General features: G+C 66.7%; 9 protein-coding genes. 4 read left to right on the plus strand and 5 right to left on the minus strand.

Annotated features, from left to right (window positions below; translation table 11 throughout):
• Positions 1 to 46 precede the first annotated feature (46 nt).
• The 4 genes from EV560_RS30340 (at position 47) to EV560_RS30355 (ending at position 13,162) form a co-directional block, all read left to right on the plus strand.
• A complete protein-coding gene (locus tag EV560_RS30340) occupies positions 47 to 7,300 on the plus strand; it encodes a peroxidase family protein (protein WP_131859587.1) in 7,254 nt (2,417 codons plus the stop codon).
• Between the two features lie 86 nt (positions 7,301 to 7,386).
• Positions 7,387 to 9,195 carry a type I secretion system permease/ATPase gene (locus tag EV560_RS30345; protein ID WP_131859588.1) on the plus strand — a complete coding sequence of 603 codons (1,809 nt, stop codon included), beginning with the start codon at positions 7,387 to 7,389 and terminating at the stop codon, positions 9,193 to 9,195.
• A complete protein-coding gene (locus EV560_RS30350) occupies positions 9,192 to 11,789 on the plus strand; it encodes a cadherin-like domain-containing protein (protein WP_131859589.1) in 2,598 nt (865 codons plus the stop codon). The genes EV560_RS30345 and EV560_RS30350 overlap by 4 nt, the downstream gene beginning before the upstream one ends.
• Positions 11,790 to 11,842: 53 nt before the next feature.
• The gene (locus EV560_RS30355; protein ID WP_248312276.1) at positions 11,843 to 13,162 is read left to right on the plus strand and encodes an HlyD family type I secretion periplasmic adaptor subunit; all 1,320 of its coding nucleotides are present in this window, start codon (positions 11,843 to 11,845) and stop codon (positions 13,160 to 13,162) included.
• Between the two features lie 119 nt (positions 13,163 to 13,281).
• Here EV560_RS30355 and EV560_RS30360 read toward each other — a convergent pair whose 3' ends face one another.
• The 5 genes from EV560_RS30360 to EV560_RS30380 are packed head-to-tail and all read right to left on the minus strand — an operon-like array spanning position 13,282 to position 18,275.
• Positions 13,282 to 14,817: a gamma-glutamyltransferase family protein gene (locus EV560_RS30360; RefSeq protein WP_248312277.1), complete on the minus strand. Its 1,536-nt coding sequence runs from the start codon at positions 14,815 to 14,817 to the stop codon at positions 13,282 to 13,284.
• Positions 14,817 to 15,704 (minus strand): polysaccharide deacetylase family protein, encoded by an 888-nt coding sequence (locus EV560_RS30365; RefSeq protein ID WP_131859591.1) that lies wholly within the window; start codon positions 15,702 to 15,704, stop codon positions 14,817 to 14,819. The genes EV560_RS30360 and EV560_RS30365 overlap by 1 nt, the downstream gene beginning before the upstream one ends.
• On the minus strand, positions 15,701 to 16,492 hold the full coding sequence (locus EV560_RS30370; RefSeq protein WP_207908157.1) for an SDR family NAD(P)-dependent oxidoreductase: 792 nt from the start codon (positions 16,490 to 16,492) through the stop codon (positions 15,701 to 15,703). Before EV560_RS30370 ends, EV560_RS30365 begins: the two co-directional genes overlap by 4 nt.
• Positions 16,493 to 16,500: 8 nt before the next feature.
• Complete coding sequence (locus EV560_RS30375; RefSeq protein ID WP_131859592.1) at positions 16,501 to 17,352, minus strand: ABC transporter permease; 852 nt, start codon at positions 17,350 to 17,352, stop codon at positions 16,501 to 16,503.
• On the minus strand, positions 17,349 to 18,275 hold the full coding sequence (locus tag EV560_RS30380) for an ABC transporter permease (protein ID WP_131859593.1): 927 nt from the start codon (positions 18,273 to 18,275) through the stop codon (positions 17,349 to 17,351). Before EV560_RS30380 ends, EV560_RS30375 begins: the two co-directional genes overlap by 4 nt.
• Positions 18,276 to 18,281: the final 6 nt, after the last annotated feature.

Here is an 18,281-nt window from a genome sequence, read left to right on the forward strand (position 1 = left end):
GGCTGCCTTAGTCCGTGATCGATTTGATTTCAAAAGTGAGGGTGTGATGAAGCTCAATACGCACGATCTGCAATTCATCCTGAAGCAGATTAAGATCGCGGAGGCGCACACCGACGGGACGCCGCTCACAGAACTCGTCGACAATCCGCTGGTGCCCTATGGATTGCGCACGGTCGATGGCTCGTGGAACAACCTCACTCCCGGGCGCGAATGGGTCGGATCATCCGATCAGATCATGCCCCGGCTGCTCGATCCTGTCTTCCATGACGCTGAAACGGCACCGGCTGGCCTCCATGGCCCGACATCTCCCGCAGGGACCACGCAGACGAGCTACGAGCAGACCTCCGGCAATGTCTACGATTCCCAGCCGCGCCTGATCTCGAACCTGATTTCCGACCAGACCCTGGGCAATCCGGCGACGATCATCTCCGCGCTGACGAATCTCGGCCACGAGGACCCTTACGCGTTCCTCGCGATCACCGCGAACAAGGCGGTCTATGAGGGCGCGGTCTCGGCCTACGAGACCTATGTGCAGGCCGAGAAGGGCGTGGCGACGGCGAAGCAGGCGCTGGCGAACCTCTATTATGGTCCGCCGCCGGCCGGATCCGCGGTCGCCGCGATGCAGGCCGTGATCAACGCTGCCCAGCTCGTGCTCGATGCCGCGACCGAGGCCAAGGACGACGCATATGCGGCACTCGAGGAGACCCTCGGCGTGACCATGGAAGGCGACTCGGTCCTGATCCCGAACGTCGCGCCTGATCTCGGCGATACCGCGCCCTTCAACGGCTTCTTCACGCTGTTCGGCCAGTTCTTCGATCACGGCCTCGACCTCGTCAGCAAGGGCGGGGCAGGCACGGTCTATATCCCGCTTCAACCCGACGATCCGCTCTATGTGCCGGGCAGCCCGACCAACTTCATGGTCCTGACCCGCGCGACACCGGTCATCGGCGCCGGCGCAGACGGTGAGCTGGGGACGGCGGACGACACGCGCGACCACAATAACGAGACGACGCCGTGGATCGACCTGAACCAGGTCTATACCTCGAACCCGTCGCACCAGGTCTTCCTGCGCGAATATGAATTGGTCGACGGCAAGCCGGTCGCGACGGGCCGCATGCTCGAGGGCGCCAGCGGCGGCCCGGCGACCTGGGCCGACGTCAAGAAGCAGGCGGCCGATATGCTGGGCATCCAGCTGACGGACATGGATGTCCTGCGTGTCCCAGCCGTACTGACCGACCTCTATGGCGAGTTCATCCGTGGAGCGAATGGCTTCCCGCAGCTCGTGACGGCTTCCGGCCCGCTCGAGGGCGATCTCGACGCTCCGGTCCTGGCCTCGCAGGCCTATTCGGCCGGGCGGGCCTTCCTGAACGACATCGCACATAGCGCGGTCCCGTCAGGCCCGGTCGACCATGACCGCAGGCCCGATACGGCGCCTGTCGAGGTTCTGCCGGATAGCGACGACGTCGCCGGCAACACCATCACCCCGAACGCCTACGGCATCGCCACCACCTATGACGACGAACTGCTCGATGCGCATTTCATCGTCGGCGACGGGCGCGGCAACGAGAATATCGGCCTGACCTCCGTCCATCAGGTTTTCCATGCCGAGCACAATCTGCGCGTTGAGCAGATCAAGGAGCAGCTTCTGACCGGCGAAGGCGCCAGCCTGGCCTTCCTGAACGAGTGGCTGCTGACCGACGTCACCCAGATCCCGACCGATCCGGCGGTCATCGCGGCCCTGAACTGGGATGGCGAGCGCCTGTTCCAGGCCGCCCGCTTCTCGACCGAGATGGTCTATCAGCATCTCGTCTTCGAGGAGTTCGCCCGGGCGGTCGCGCCGGATGTCGATCCGTTCCTGTTCTCGAACACCACCACGGTCGACGGCGCCATCGTCGCCGAGTTCGCCCATGTGGTCTACCGCTTCGGCCATTCGATGCTGACCGACACGGTCGACATCCTCTCGGCTGGCCCGGGCGGCGCTCCCATCGCCTCGGAGATCGGGCTGATCGAGGCCTTCCTCAACCCGATTGCGTTCAACGCGGCGGGAACCAACGCGGAGGACGCCTCCGCCGCGATCCTGCGCGGCATGATGCGCCAGACCGGCAACGAGATCGACGAGCACATCACCGATGCGCTGCGCAACAATCTCGTTGGTCTCCCGCTCGATCTCGGCACGATCAACATCGCCCGTGCCCGCGAGACGGGCGTGCCCTCGCTGAACGAAGCGCGCCGGCAGTTCTACGAGGATAGCCAGGACAGCCGGGTGAAGCCCTATGAGAGCTGGTTCGACTTCGCCCTGTCGATGAAGAACCCGGCCTCGCTGATCAATTTCATTGCGGCTTACGGCACCCATTCGACCATCACCTCGGCGACGACGCTTGAGGCCAAGCGCGACGCCGCGACCCTCCTCGTCATGGGCGGACCGGGTGCGCCGGCGGACCGGCTCGCCTTCCTCAACGGCAGCGGCGCCTGGGCCAATGACGCGGATGGCGTCACCATCACCGGCCTCGACAGGGTCGATTTCTGGATCGGCGGCCTGGCCGAGAAGAAGATGACCTTCGGCGCGATGCTGGGCTCCAGCTTCACCTATGTCTTCGAATTCCAGATGGAGCAGCTCCAGGCTGGCGACCGGTTCTACTATCTTAGCCGCACCCAGGGCCTGAACCTGCTGAACGAGCTCGAGGGCGATTCCTTCGCGCAGCTGATCATGCGCAACACCACGGCCGGCGACGAGGACGCACCGCATATCAACGGCGCCGCCTTCCAGACCGCGTCCTTTATTCTCGAAGTCGACCAGAACAAGCAGGTCACGGGCCTCGGCGCAGACGGCAAGGCCGATCCGCTCCACACCAACCCGGTCCTGCAGGCGATGAGCCCGCTCGTCGTGCGCGACAATCCGGCCACGGCCGAGATCGACACCAACTACCTGCGCTATACCGGTCTCGAGCATGTCGTTCTCGGCGGCACCGCCGGGAATGACACCCTGATCGGCGGCGAGGGCGACGACACGCTCTGGGGCGGAGCTGGCGACGATCGCCTCGAGGGTGGCTATGGCGTCGACCACCTCCATGGCGGCGCCGGCAACGACATCATCACCGATAGCGGAACCGATATCGGCGCGGCCGACGTCATCCATGGCGATGACGGGCATGATGTCATCACGCCCGGCAACGGCCTCGACCTGATCTTCGGCGGCCGCGGCAACGACTTCATCTACGGGGGAACCGAGGCGAAGACCGTCTCGGGCGGCGAAGGCAACGACTTCATCCGTGGCGGCACCGGCATCAGCATGCTGGCCGGCAACGAGGGCGACGACTGGATCGAGGGCGGCGAGAGCTTCGACACGCTCGCCGGCGAGAACTCGGAACTCTTCTTCAACTCCTCGATCATCGGCCACGACGTGCTCAACGGCCGCGGCAACGACAATGACTATGATGCCGAGTCCGGCGACGACATCATGTTCCAGGGCGAGGGCATCGAGCGCAACAACGGCATGGCCGGGTTCGACTGGGCGATCCACAAGGGCCATGAGCAGGCCGCCGACTCCGACATGACGGTGTCGATCTTCCAGAACCAGCAGAACAACATCCTGCGCGACCGCTTCGACCTGGTCGAAGGCCTCTCGGGCTGGAAATATGACGACAAGCTGGTCGGCCGCGAGGTCGTGATCGGCTCCTACGATGCCGACGGCAACGCGGCGGAGATCGATCCGGACGCGCCGCTGGAATCCTATTCGAACGCGCTCCTCGAAAAGAACCTGCACCTGATCGACGGGCTGGACGCGCTCGTCGCCCATCTCGAGCGCAGGACGGTGACCGTCGCGGGCCAGACCGAGACCATCGTCATGGATACGGCCGATGCCTCGGACATCATCCTCGGCGGCGGCGGCAGCGACCTGATCGAGGGCAAGGCCGGCAACGACATCATCGATGGCGACCAATGGCTGAACGTCCGCATCAGCATCCGTGATGAGGACGGGCTCGAGTTGGCGACGGTCGACACGCTCGACCAGGTCGTCACCGGCGCGCTGATCCCGACCTGGAACGGCAAGACCCTGCCCGAGCTGATGCTCTCCCGCCAGATCGTCCCAACCCAGCTGAACATCGTCCGCGAGATCCTGGACGGCGGCGAGGAGGACGATATCGACACTGCCGTCTACTGGGACGTCAGGGAGAACTATGCCATCACCCGCAATGCCGATGGCAGCGTCACGGTCGAGCATGTCGAGCAGACGCTCGAGACCGATCCCGTCACCGGCCGGAACCGGATTTCCGACGGGACGGACCGCCTGTTCAACATCGAGCGCCTGCGTTTCGCCGATGGCGACATCATGCTCTCGCCCCCCGAGCTGAGGCTCCATGCCTTCGATGCGGGCGGCACCTATGTCGACAGCTTCAACAGCGCCAATTACGGCAACAGCAACGGCTCGCTGAACTGGGGCCCGGACTGGAGCGAGACCGGCGACGACGGCAGCGCGACCGCGGCGAGCGGCCAGATCCGGATCACCAACGGTGATCTGCAGTTCGACGCCGGCAACGGCGCCACGATCCAGCGCAGCGTCAATCTCTCCGCCGCAACCACGGCCCGGCTGACCTATTCGGTCGAGGAGAGCGGCTTCGACGATGGCGAGACCGTCCTCGTCGAGTTCGCTGCCGACGGCGTCAACTTCGTCACGGTCGATACGATCGACGACCAGACCGGCAACGCGGACCGCGCGATCGACCTCACCGGCCCGTTCGGCACCAATGCGATCATTCGGTTCACGGTCTCGAACGTCAGCGCCAACAACGAAACGGTGAATATCGACAATCTCGCGTTCGAGCTCTCGGTCCCGGCGGCCGCGCCGACCACGAACTACGAGACCAACTTTACGGAAGACGGCAATGCGGTCGCGATCGCCTCGCGGCCCGGCATCGCTGACGACGCGACCGAGATGGTCTCGGCCCGCATCGTCCTGACCAATGCCCAGGCCAGCGACGTGCTCACTATCGGCAACCTGGCCGGCACGGGCATCACCGGCGCGGTCGACACCTCGGTCCCTGGCCAGATCACCGTCACGCTCACCGGAACCGCATCGCTCGTCGCATATCAGCGTGCGATCCAGGCGGTGTCCTTCAACAACACCTCCGAGAATCCGAGCACGGTCGACCGCATCATCCACGTCACCGTCAATGACGGGATCATGGACAGCAATGTCGCCGTCACGACGGTCAATGTCGCGGCGACGAACGATCCGACCAATGCCCAGGACGACACGATCATCACCAATGTGACGACCGCGCCGATCGTCGTTCCCGAATGGGTCCTGCTCGCCAATGACACCGATGCCGATGGCGTGCTCGACATCACCGCGGTCGGAACCCTCAACAGCCTCGCTTCGGTCTCGCTGACGACGAATCCGGGTTCCGTCACGATCACCGACGGCACCACCGGCGGCGCCGGGGGCTCGTTCCGCTACACGGCGGGTGACGGCGCCGGCAGCGACACGGCCGGCGTCACCGTGACCCGGGTCGGCGGACAGACGATCAACGGCAACACCGCCAACAACATCCTCGTCGGCGACGCCGGCAACGGCACCTTCGACGCCGGCACGGGCAACGACGTCGTCCTGGCCGGCGGCGGCAACGACATGATCATCTGGAACGCCAACAACAATGGCGACACGGATGGCCGCGACTTCGTCGATGGCGGTTCCGGCACCGACACCTTCGACGTGAACACACGCAACGGCACGACGGAGATCTACCGCGTCTATACGCTCGAAGCAGCTGCCACTGCCGGCCTGACCGGCTTCAGGCCCGGCACCGAGATCGTGATCACCCGCACCGTCGGGACAACAACCTCGATCATCGCCGAGCTCGACAATATCGAGGAGATCCGCATCGGCAGCCAGCCGGGCGATCCGGTCAACGGCTCGGCCGGCAACGGCGACACCGTCCAGATCTTCGGTGACTTCTCCACCACCAGCCTGGCGCTCAACACGATCACCATCGACGGGACCGGCGGCGACGACACGGTCGACATCTCCGCCCTGGCCTCGGCGCACCGCATCGTGTTCCGCTCCAATGGCGGCAACGACACGATCGTCGGCACCTTGCGGCCGCAGGACGTGATCGAGCTGCCCGACGGCGCAGTGCCGGAGGATTACGAGGTCACGACCGACGAGAACGGCGTGACCACGATGACGAGCGGCACGCACAGCATCTGCTTCACCGCGGGCGACGGGATGCCGCAATTCGGCTCCGGCGATCACGGCGACGATGATGACGACGATGACGACCATCACGGCCATGATGACGATGACGATGATGACGACGATCATCACCAGGGCGGTAATGACGACGATGATGACGATGACTGCGGTTGCGACGATGACGACGCCGAGCCGGCGCCGTCGGTTAGCGGGCCGCGGGTCGGCACCACCGGCAGCGACGTCCTGATCGGCACCGCGGGCGATGACAACATCGTCGGCTTCGCCGGGGACGACGTCCTGATCGGCGAAGCGGGCGAGGATGCGATCTCCGCCGCCGAGGGCGCCGATTTCGTCGATGCCGGAGCGGGTGACGACGTGGTCTTCGCCGGCTCGGGCGACGACCAGGTCTTCGGCGGAGCCGGCAACGACCTCCTCCATGGCGAGGCCGGCAACGACCGGATCTTCGGCGAGGCGGGCAATGACCGGATCGCGGCCGGCGCGGGTGACGACACGGTGGTGGCCGGCAGCGGCGACGACGTGATCGTCGGCGAGCAGGGTGACGGCAACGACACCTATTTCGGCGACGATATCGGCGGCGGCTCGGGCAATGATACGCTCGACCTCTCGGCGATCACCGCGAACCTGACCGTCGATCTCGGCAACGGCCTGCTCGGACGCGGCAACGTCTCCAGCTCGCAAAGCGGCAACGACGTGCTCTGGAATATCGAGAACGTCGCGACCGGCTCGGGCAACGACACGATCACCGCGAGCAACGCCGTCAACGTGATCGAGGGCGGCACCGGCAACGACACGTTCCGCTTCCTCAGCACCGCGGCCGCCGATGGCGACACGATCCTCGACTTCGAACCGGGCGACCGGCTCGATCTCAGCGGCATCGACGCCAACGCGACGCAGGCCGGCAACCAGAGCTTCACGCTGGTGAACGGCCCGCTCACAGGCGCAGCCCAGGTGGCCGTGACCTACGAGATCCGCCAGGACGGTGACTACACCATCGTCAGCGGCAGCATCGATGCGAACTCCGACGCGGAGTTCCGCATCGAGCTGAAGGGCAGCCACAACCTGACCGGCGGGAACTTCTCGCTCTGACCGGCAAGGCATCCCAGGCAGGCGGGTGAAAACCCCGCCTGCCTCCACCGCATTTCCTCGTCATTTCGAACTCACGGTCCGCCGCCATGGCAATGTCCAAAGGCCTCGCCAGCGCCCGCAAGCGCGATGTCGCGAAGCTGACGGAAGGTTTCCGCAGCGCCTTCCTCTTCCTGTTCCTGGTCTCCGGCATCATCAACATCCTGGCCCTGACCGGATCCTTCTACATGCTGCAGGTCTACGACCGGGCGCTCACCAGCGGCTCCGTCCAGACCCTGGCGGCGCTCTCGATCCTGGCGATCGGGCTCTATCTCTTCCAGGGCGCCTTCGACGTCATCCGCTCGCAGGTACTGGTGCGCCTCGGCGCGAGGCTCGACCGCAACATCGCGCCGATCGCCCATCGCGTCGCCATCGACATGCCCCGCTTCGGCTTCTCCAGCGCCGAGGCCCTGGAGCGCGGCCGCGACGTCGACACGGTGCGCGGCTTCCTCGGCAGCCAGGGTCCCGGCGCCCTGTTCGACCTGCCCTGGATCCCGCTCTATCTGGTCTTCGTCTATTTCCTCCATCCCTGGCTCGGCGCCCTCACCTTCGGCGGCGCTTTCGTGCTCGCCCTGCTGACGGTGCTGAGCGAACTGGCAACGCGCCGGATCAACGGCACGACGCGCCAGGCCGCGATCGCCCGCAACACGATCGCCGATTCCAATGCGCGCAATGCCGAGGTGCTCAAGGCGATGGGCTTCGCCGGCCGCGCGGTCGAGCGCTTCAACCAGGCCAATCGCGAGCATCTCGTGCTGCAGACGAAGTCGAACGATTTCGGCGGCACGTTCGGCGCGATCTCGCGCGTGCTGCGCATGATCCTGCAATCGGCGACGCTGGGGCTTGGCGCCTATCTGACGATCAAGGGCGAACTCTCGGCCGGCGCGATCATCGCCGCCTCCGTCGCCTCCTCCCGCGCCCTCGCCCCGGTCGACCAGGCGATCGCCAACTGGAAGCCCTTCGTCGCGGCGCGTGCCGCCTTCCAGCGCCTGCGCGAGACCGTGGTGGCCCTCAGCCAGGCGACCGAGCCGATGGAGCTGCCCGCTCCGACGAAATATCTCAAGCTCGACAAGATCACGGTCGCAGCCCCCGGCTCGGGCCAGGTTCTGCTCAGCGATGTCAGCTTCGAGCTTACAGCCGGCAAGGCGCTCGGGATCATCGGCCCAAGCGGCGGCGGCAAGACGACCCTGGTCAAGGCGCTGACCGGCATCTGGCCGGCCCTGCGCGGCGCGGTCCGCCTCGATGGCGCCGAGCTGGCGCAGTGGCCGGAAGAGAGCCTCGGACGCCATGTCGGCTACCTGCCGCAGGAGGTCAGCCTCCTCGATGGCAGCGTCGAGGAGAACATCTCGCGCCTGCAGCCGGATCCGGATGCGTTCGGCATCATCGCGGCGGCCACGGCGGCGGGCATCCACGAGATGATCCTGCGCCTGCCTGACGGCTACAAGACCCAGCTCGGACCGCAGGGCGCCGCGCTCTCGGCGGGCCAGCGCCAGCGCATCGGCCTGGCGCGGGCGCTCTATGGCGACCCGTTCCTGGTCGTCATGGACGAGCCCAACTCCAATCTCGACGGCGAGGGCGAGGCTGCGCTGAAGACGGCGATCGAAACGGTCAAGGCGCGCGGCGGCATCGTCGTCATCGTCGCGCATCGGCCAAGCGCCCTGACGGCGGTCGATCTGGTCGGCGTCATCCAGAACGGCAAGCTCGCCGGCTTCGGCCCGAGGAACGAGATTCTCGCTCCCGCCGCGAACCAGTCGGCGCCGATCCAGCAGCCGGTCCAGGCGCCGGCCGCGTCTCCCGCCCCCGTCAGGCTGCCGCGGGCGGCCGAGCATCTCAAAGCCTTGCACGAGCGGGTGTCGGCATGACGATCCAGGTCAAATCCCTCAGGTCCGAGGCGTCGCAACTTCCCTCGACGCAGGAGCTCTATCGTGGTCCGGCGACCGAGCCCGCTCCCTCGCGCTGGCCGGCGGTGTTCGTGCTCGCTCTCACCTCCATCGCCATCTACCTGAAAAGCATCTTCCCCGGCCTTTCCAAATCCGACCTCGGTCCGCCCACCGAGCACCCGGAGGCGGAGGAGGCTGGGGAAGGCCGGGTGCGGCAAGCCCGCACCGACGCCGAACCGACGGATGCGGAGAAGCAGCCCGAGGACGAGACCGGTGCGCTCGGCGACAAGCCGGTCGATCCCGACCAGGCGATCGGTTCCGGTGGGCCGGGCCCCAGTGTCGGCGGCATCGCCGATTTCCTGGGCATCGATTCCCCCGCGATCGACTACGCACAACTGCCGCTGCCAGCACGCCAGCTGGCTGGCGAGATCAAGATGGACTATGGCCGCGAGCGCGCCGGCAACGACAATATCGGCGCGGTATCCTTCGGCGGCTCCCCTGCCCCGAGCGGCTCGCCTGGTCTGGATGATATCGCCGATCGCGATACCGGCGCGCGGCCGAACCTGCCGGTCGTCGTCGGTCCATTCTCGCCGGTGATCGTCACGCCCGAGCCTGAGCCCTGGCCGGACGATGATGGCAATACCGACATCGACATCCCGCAGCCGCCGGATCCGCCGGCGTTGCGCAACCGCGCGCCGCGCGTCGGTGCGCCGGTCCTCCTCGGCGATATCGGCATTTGCCAGAGCTTCCTGATCACGGCGGTCGCGCTGCTGGCGGGCGCATCCGACGCCGACGCCGACCCGCTCACCATCGTCAACCTCACGGCTTCGTCAGGCGAGATCGTCGCTGTCGACGGCGGCTGGGAGTTCAGGCCGGCGGATGGCTACTACGGCCCGGTCACGTTCAGCTACGCGATCAGCGACGGCGAGGAGAGCGTGGTCCAGACCGCCTCGGTCAGCGTCGTCGAGTTCGTCGAATTGATCGGCACGGATGGCGACGACGATCTCGTCGGCACCGAATGCGCCGACCTGATCGACGGGCGCGACGGCAATGACACGATCGACGCACGCGGCGGCAACGACATCGTCTTCGGCAGCGGCGGCGCAGACATCATCCACGGCGGAGCCGGCCATGACCTGATCTATGCCGGCCGCGGCGACGACATCGTCCATGGCGGCAGCGGCAACGACACGATCCATGGCGGCGCCGGCAACGACCAGCTCTTCGGCGATGATGGCGACGACATCATCCATGGCGACGAGGGCGATGATCTGATCGTCGGGGGGGCCGGCAACGACCAGCTCTCGGGCGGGGCGGGCAATGATCACCTCATCGGCGGCACCGGCGACGACGTCATCGACGGCGGCGAGGGTGACGATATCATCGACGGTGGCGATGGCGACGACGAGATCCATGGCGGCCCCGGCGACAACGTGATCTCGACCGGCTCCGGCACGAACAGCGTCACCGTCACCGGCAGCGGCAGCAACCTGGTCATCGGCGGCAGCGGAGCGGACACGGTCCAGCTCGCGGCGGGCGCCGATACCGCCAGGCTCGGCGGGGGCGACGATGCCGCCTCCGGTGCCGATGGCGACGACCGCCTGTTCGGCGAGGACGGCAACGACACCTTGCGCGGCGACGATGGCGACGATGTCCTCGACGGCGGGAGCGGAAACGACAACCTCTCCGGCGGCGCCGGCCAGGACAGGCTCTATGGCGGCGACGGCACGGACCTGATCGATGCCGGCTCGGGCAACGACTATGCCGAGGGTGGCGACGGCAACGACGTGATGCTGCTCGCCGCCGGCGACGACGAGGCCAAGGGTGGCGCCGGCGACGACAGCATGTTCGGCGGCGACGGCAATGACGATCTCGACGGCGGAGACGGGAACGACGTCGTCGATGGCGGCAATGGCGATGATCGCCTTCGGGGCGGCGCCGGCAACGACACGCTCCGCGACGGCGCCGGCCGCGACGAGGTTCGCGGCGGCGATGGCGACGACCACATCGTCGCCGCGCTCGACGGCGACGACGATTGCTACGATGGCGGCGACGGCTACGACACGCTCGATCTGTCGCAGGCGCGGCGCAGCGTCGATATCGACCTTGTCGACGGCACCGCGATCGGCATCGAGATCGGCCGCAACCAGATCTTCGACCTCGAGGAGATCATCGGCGGCGGCGGCGACGACCACTTCACCGTCGGCGCCACGGCGATGACGCTGAGCGGTGGCGAAGGCTGCGACACCTTCAATTTCGATGTCAGCCTCGATGACGACGACCGCGCCCTCGTTCACGACATCCTCGATTTCGAGGCGGGCGACCGCATCGTCATCAAGCAATACCAGATCCGCTCCGACTGGGACGATGACGACGACGATCGCAAGCGTGACGATGACGATGACCGCTTCGAGCGCAATTACGGCGACAATGACGATGACGGCCAGCCGTTCAGGTTCCGCATCGAGAAGATCGGCGACCACGAATGGACCTTCGTCGATGTCTTCGTCGAACAGCAGGACGAGAAGGATTTCTCCATCGAAATCCTCGGCAGCCACCGGCTCTATTACTACTGAGCCGGCAGCATTGACGAAAATACTGGCGCTGCGGCGCGGAGAGGGAGAGTAGCGTGACAGCCCATCAGGTCGATGCAGCCGCCGAAGACGATCGGAAGACGAGCTTCCGCCTCGGTCCCCATGTCATGGCCGGCTCCGCGCTCATGCTCATGCTCGTGCTGGGCTGCGGTGGCTGGGCCGCGACGGCCAACCTCAACGGCGCCGTGATCGCGCAGGGCGCGGTCAAGGTCGACCAGAACCTGAAGGAGGTGCAGCACCGTGACGGCGGCATCATCCAGGCGCTCATGGTGCGCCAGGGCGATCATGTCGAGGCCGGACAGGTGCTGTTCAGGCTCGACGATGTCCAGATGCGGGCCGAGCTCTCGATCATCCACTCCCAGCTCAGCGAGAATCTCGGGCGCAAGGCCAGGCTGGCGGCCGAGCGCGACAACCTGTCGGCGATCCAGTTCCCGGCTGAGCTGGCACAGGTCGCCGAGGATGCCACCCCGATCGTCGAGGGTGAGACGCGGCTCTTCGACGGCAACAAGGTCAACCGCGAGAGCCGCAAGGAACAGCTCGAGATCGGCATCGTCCAGTCCGGCGAGGAGATCAAGGGACTGGAGGCGCGCCGCGTCGCCAAGATGGAGGAACTCAGGCTTGTCGAGCTCGAGAAACAGAAATACACCGGCCTCTTCGCCAAGGGCCTGATCGACGGCACGCGCGTCTACACCGTCAATCGCGAATGGGCCCGCCTGCTCGGCGAGCGGGGCGAGATCGATGCCGCGCTCGCCCGCTCGAAACTGCGCATCAGCGAGGCCCGCCTGCAGATCATCGCTGTCGACGAGACGGCGCGCACCGAGGCCCAGCGCGAGCTGCGCCAGGTCGAGGCCAAGATCTCGGAGCTCGGCGACCGGCGCCTTGCGACCGAGGACCGGCTCGCGCGCACCGAGATCCGCGCGCCGATCGCGGGCACGGTCAACGAATTGACCGTCTTCACGGTGGGCGGCGTCATCACGCCGGCGGCACGGCTCGCCACGATCGTGCCGCGGCAGGCCAAGCTGACGGTCGACGTGAAGATCGCGCCGGCCGATATCGACCAGATCAAGCCCGGGCAGCCGGCGCGGCTGCGCTTCTCGGCCTTCGCAAAGAACACCACGCCTGAATTCCCCGGCAAGGTGATCCATGTCTCGCCGGCGACCTCGCGCGACCCGAGCAACGGCACGACCTTCTATTCCGGCGACATCGAGCTGGAGGACGCCGCGGCGCTCGACGGCCAGCGGCTGCTGCCGGGCATGCCTGTCGAAGTCTTCATCCAGACGGAAGAGCGCACCGCCCTCTCCTATCTCGTCAAGCCGTTCGCCGATCACGCCAGCCGGATCTTCAGGGAACGGTGATTGGCTGGAACATCGGCCCGAAAAGTGGATTGCGATTTTCGGAAAAGCCGATGATAAATCAAGAAGTTAGATCATCGGGCCGGACGATATCCGATCCGATGATCTAGAGCTCGGCTTCGCTAGGCCGCGAGGGTCGCCGCCCAGGGATGGGCCGGGTGGACCATTCCCGCAAAGCCTTGATCCCCATCGCGTTGCACGGCGGAGGGGATCGAAAAATGCACCGGGTAGAGCGCGTCCTCGACAATCTCGATCGGGAACTCGCGCCCGACCGTAGCGGCCGTATCGGCTTCGGCCCTGGCATCGATCTTGATGACCGGTGTCGAGGCGTCGATGCGGGGGCGGTGGAAGACCTCCTCCAGCGTCAGGCCGAAATCGACCATGCCTGACACCATCTGGAGCACGGTCGGAAAGATCGTCCGGCCGCCGGCAGCACCGATCGCAAGACAGGGCTTTCCGTCTCGGCTGAGGATGAGCGGGCACATGTTCGCGAGCGGCTGCGCCCCGGCGGCGATGCTGTTCGGGTTGCCCGGGCGTGGATCGAACCACATCATGCCGTTATTCATCAGCAGCTGGACGGAAGGCAGCATCACCAGCGCTCCGAAGCGGGAGAGCAGCGTATTGGTCAGCGCGACCATGGTTCCGCTCCGATCGACGACGCTGACATGGGACGTGCAACTCGCGCCCGTGGCATGCCCCATCGTCGTCAAGCGCTCGGCATAGGCGTCCCGGATCGCACGCGCATAAAGCAATGCGGCTTCGGCTTCAGGTGTCGCGGCCCCAAGAGGCGCGCCCTCGAGGCGCTGCGCCGCTGCGAGCCAGGTCGGCCCGGCGGAGAGGCCCGGCACGAGTGCGACATCGAAATCGCGATAGCGCCCCTTCAAGGGAGCGCGCCATGCCGCTTGATAGCTAGCGAGGTCGGACGCGCGGATCGGCGACCCTCCGGCCTCCAGATCGGCTGTGATGCGCCGCGCGGTCTCGCCTTCGTAGAAATCACGTGGACCGGCGGCCGCAAGCTGCTCCAGCATCTCCGCCTTGCGCGGCATGGGCTTGTAGCGTTGGCCCTGGAGGCCACTGGCCCGCGGTGCTGCACCATTGTCGAGCAGCGTTGCGGCGCTGACGGCGTCCCGCGCAAGCGCTGCCGACTCGAGACCGATGCACAGGGCGGCGAACCAATCGATCTCCAACCCGCGCCGAGCATGTTCGATCGCCGGCTGCACGGCTTCGGCAAAGGAAATCGTGCCATGGCGTTCGAGGGCTGCGGCGAAGCCGGCAATGGCGCCTGGCACGCAGATCGACGCGTAACCGGAAATGTTGCGGTCGTCTTTGACGGCCGGCCACTGAAACCAGTTGCCTTCCGCTCCGGGCGCGAGCGGGTAATCGGCAGGGTCGAGCCCCGCAGCCGAGCGCATCCCGAAATCAAGCGTGTCGATTGCGCCCGAAGCGCCGTCGGCGCGAATCAGGAAGCCGCCACCGCCAACTCCGGAAAGCCAGGGCTCGACGACGCTGAGGGTCAATGCGGTCGTGATCGCCGCATCGACGGCATTGCCCCCGCGCCTGAGCACAGCCGCACCGGCTTCGGCAGCATGGCGATTCTGGGCCGAGACAAGGCCATGGCTGGAGCGCACGGCGGGGCGCCGCATCGTGAAGGTCTGCATCAGTGCCCGGCCTTGAAGCGCCGCGGCGCGCTGGGCAGTGGCGGCTGCGAACGCGTCACGAAATGCTCGCGATTGGGCGACGCAGCATGATGCGCCGCGATCTCGCCCACCGTGGCAAGCCAGACCCCGGGCGTCGCCGTGATGGCGTCGAGGAGCCTTTCCAGCATGCGGATGCGCCCGGCGCGACCGGAGATCCAGTCATGCACGGTCAGCATCAGCAGCCCGCCCTCTCGGGCGAGCACCGTCCATTCGTCCAGCCAGGCATCGAGGACGCCGTTCTGGGCGGCCGGGTGCCAGCGGTCCGCTCCGCCACCAGTGAACTTGAAGTAGATGGCGTCGTCGACGGCCCATTGCACCGGGACCTCGGTGACGCCATCGATGGTGTAGGGATGGTCGAAGCCCATCAGCGAGGAATCGTAGAGCCCCCGTGCGGCGAGCTCGGCGAGCATCTCGGGCGTCATCTCCCAGGCCGGAGAGCGGAAGCCTCGCGGGACGACCCCAGCCTGCGCCTTGAACAGCGCGAGGGACGCATCGAGCGCACGGACGAACTCGGCCGTCGGCGTGTCGGCGACGATCTCGTGGAAATAGCCGTGCAGGCCGATCTCATGGCCGGCCTCCGCGATCGCCGGCAGCAAGGCCGGGTGATTTTGCGCGACCAGGCCGGGAACAAAGAAACTGCCCTTGATGCCATATCGGTTGAGCAGGTCGAGCAGGCGCCAGATGCCGGTGCGCGGACCGAAGAGCCGCTGCTCCATCTGGCCGAGCAGCGGCGGCGTTCCCTCCGGAAGCCCCCACAGATACGGGCTCTCGGCATCGACATCGACGGAGAAGGCGAAGGCGCTGCTGCGACCCTCCGGCCAGGAATAGCGTGGGTAGGGAGAGCTCATAACGCCCGCTTCTTGTCCTGGTGGACAGCAAGCGTGCCGGCCGAATTGCCCCCGTCCACGGTCAGCGTCGCGCCGGTGACATAGGCCGAGGCGTCGCTGGCGAGATAGAGCAGGCCATTGCCAACATCCTCGCGCGAGGAGGCGCGGCCGAGCGGGATCTGCGAGACTGTGTTCTGGACATGCGCGTCGGTCAGCGGGCTGACCTTGCTGCCGGCGGCGAAGCCGGGCTCCAGCGCATTCACACGGATACCGTATTCGGCGAGTTCGACGGCGAAGCCCTTGGTCAGGCGATCGAGCGCCGTCTTCGAGGTGCAATAGGGCACCACCGTGCGGCGCATCTTGCGGGAGGCGCCCGAGGAGATGTTGATCATCGAGCCGCGCCTGTCGGCCTTGACCATCTGCGTCGCGATCTCCCGCGTCAGGATGAAGGGCGCGCGCAGATTGACGGAGAAGATCCGGTCGAACTCCGCCGTCGAGGTGTCGAGCAGGAAGCCGCTGGGATAGATGCCGGCGTTGTTGACGAGGATATCGGTCGCGCCCCAGCGCCGGCCGACTTCGCCGACAAGCGCCAGGATCGAGGATTCGTCGGTCAGGTCGGCCGCGTGCGTGAAGCCGCCCTCGCCCAGCGAGACGGTCTTGGCCAGCGAGGCGAGCTCCTCCGGATTGGCATCGGTCAGCGCGAGGGTCACACCGGCTTCGGCGAGGCTCTCCGCGATCCAGCGTCCGATCACGCCGCCGGCGCCGGTGACGAGGGCTCGCTTGCCTTTGAGGTCGGGAAAGAAGGTCATGATGGTCCTCAGCGAAAGCGGGGGTCGAGGCGGTCGCGCGCGGCGTCGCCGGTGAGGTTGACCGAGAGCACCAGTGCGAACAGGCACAGGCCCGGAATCGTCGCCACCCACCAGGCGGTGGCGACATAGTTGCGTCCGGTCGAGAGCATCGCGCCCCAGCTCGCGGTGGGCGGCTGGACGCCGAGGCCGAGGAAGGAGAGCCCGGCTTCGAACAGGACCATCAGCCCGAATTCCAGCGTCACCACGACGATGAGCGTGCCGGCGATGTTCGGCAGGATGTGGCGGAACAGGATGCGCGCGCTGCCGGCGCCGGCCAGCACGGCGTTCTCCACATAGGACATTCCGGCCATGGCGAGCGTCTGGCCATGGGCGACGCGCGCATAGCGCGGCCAACGCGTCAGCGCCAGGACGAGCACGACGTTGATCAGGCTCGGCCCGAGCACCGCGACCGTGATGATCGCCAGCAGCACGGCCGGGATCGACAGGAAGATATCGACGATCCGCATGATGACGATCTCGGCCCAGCCGCGGCGATAGCCGGCGAGCAAGCCGAGCGTCGTGCCGACCACGCCCGAGAGCAGCACCGACAGGACGGCGACGAGCAACGAGACGCGCGTGCCATAGATGACGCGGCTCAGCAGATCGCGCCCGAGCTCGTCCGAGCCCAGCAGGTAGTGGAAATTCCGCGAGACCGTGCCGGGCGGCTTGAGGCGGCCGACGAGGTTCTGGGTATTCGGATCGTAGGGCGCGAGCAGCGGCGCGAAGACGGCCGTCAGTGTGAACAGCGCCAGCAGGCCAAGCGGCCACCAGCGCTTGAGCGGGAAACGCCCGGCGGGTTGGTGCGTCGCGACGCCGCTCATCTTCCGTCATCCAGTGCGATGCGCGGATCGATGATGCTGTAGAGCAGGTCCGAGAGCAGGCTGAGCGCGATCGTGACGAGTGCGCCGAGCATCACGACGCCCTGCACCACCAGAAAATCGCGCGCGAGGATCGCCTGCACCGTGACCTGCCCGATGCCTGGCCAGGCGAATACGGTCTCGACGATCACGGCACCGGCGAGCAGGTTCGAGATCTCTAGCGCGGCGACCGTGATCAGTGGAATGGCGGCGTTGCGCGCCACATGCCGGAACAGCAGCCGGACCGGGCCGACTCCGCGGGCGCGGGCCGTCCGGACATAATCGCGCGAGAGCTCCTCGATCAGCGCCGCCCTGGTGATCCGCGCGAAGGTCGCCATCGAGAGCAGGCCGAGCGCGACCGACGGCATGATCAGGTTGGCGAAGCTGCCGGTCGATGATGGCGGCAGCCAGCCCAGCGTCACCGCGAAGAGAAGAATGAGCAGGATACCGCTCCAGAAGGTCGGCATGCTCTGGGCCGCGAGCACGAAGCCACCCGCGAGCTTTGCGGGTGCGCTGTCCCGGAACAGGGCGAGCAGGATTCCGACCGGGATCCCGATGCCGCAGGCGACGGTCAGCGCGCCGCAGGCCAGCATCACCGTATAGGGCATGCGCGAGGCGATGATGGTCGTGACCGGCACGCGCTGGACGACCGATTGGCCGAGATCGAAGCGCGCCAGGTTGAACAGGAAATCGACATACTGGACCATGAGCGGCCGATCGAGGCCAAGCGCGTGGCGCAGGTTCTCGATATCGGCGGCCGTCGCGGTTTCCGGCACCAGCAGATAGGTCGGGTCGCCCGTCAGGCGCTGGACGAAGAAGATAAGCGTCGCCACGCCGAACAGCGTGATCAGCGCCTGCCCGCCGCGCCTGAGGAGGAAGCTCGTCATCCGCTT

Source organism: Allobosea sp. BK604, from assembly GCF_004341515.1.
Taxonomy (GTDB): Bacteria; Pseudomonadota; Alphaproteobacteria; order Rhizobiales; family Beijerinckiaceae; genus Allobosea.

Coding starts and splice junctions, on each gene's coding strand:
- EV560_RS30340 (WP_131859587.1), top strand. CDS start 47: ATGAAGCTCAATACGCACGATCTGCAATTCATCCTGAAGCAGATTAAG.
- EV560_RS30345 (WP_131859588.1), top strand. CDS start 7,387: ATGGCAATGTCCAAAGGCCTCGCCAGCGCCCGCAAGCGCGATGTCGCG.
- EV560_RS30350 (WP_131859589.1), top strand. CDS start 9,192: ATGACGATCCAGGTCAAATCCCTCAGGTCCGAGGCGTCGCAACTTCCC.
- EV560_RS30360 (WP_248312277.1), bottom strand. CDS start 14,817: ATGCAGACCTTCACGATGCGGCGCCCCGCCGTGCGCTCCAGCCATGGC.
- EV560_RS30365 (WP_131859591.1), bottom strand. CDS start 15,704: ATGAGCTCTCCCTACCCACGCTATTCCTGGCCGGAGGGTCGCAGCAGC.
- EV560_RS30370 (WP_207908157.1), bottom strand. CDS start 16,492: ATGACCTTCTTTCCCGACCTCAAAGGCAAGCGAGCCCTCGTCACCGGC.
- EV560_RS30375 (WP_131859592.1), bottom strand. CDS start 17,352: ATGAGCGGCGTCGCGACGCACCAACCCGCCGGGCGTTTCCCGCTCAAG.
- EV560_RS30380 (WP_131859593.1), bottom strand. CDS start 18,275: ATGACGAGCTTCCTCCTCAGGCGCGGCGGGCAGGCGCTGATCACGCTG.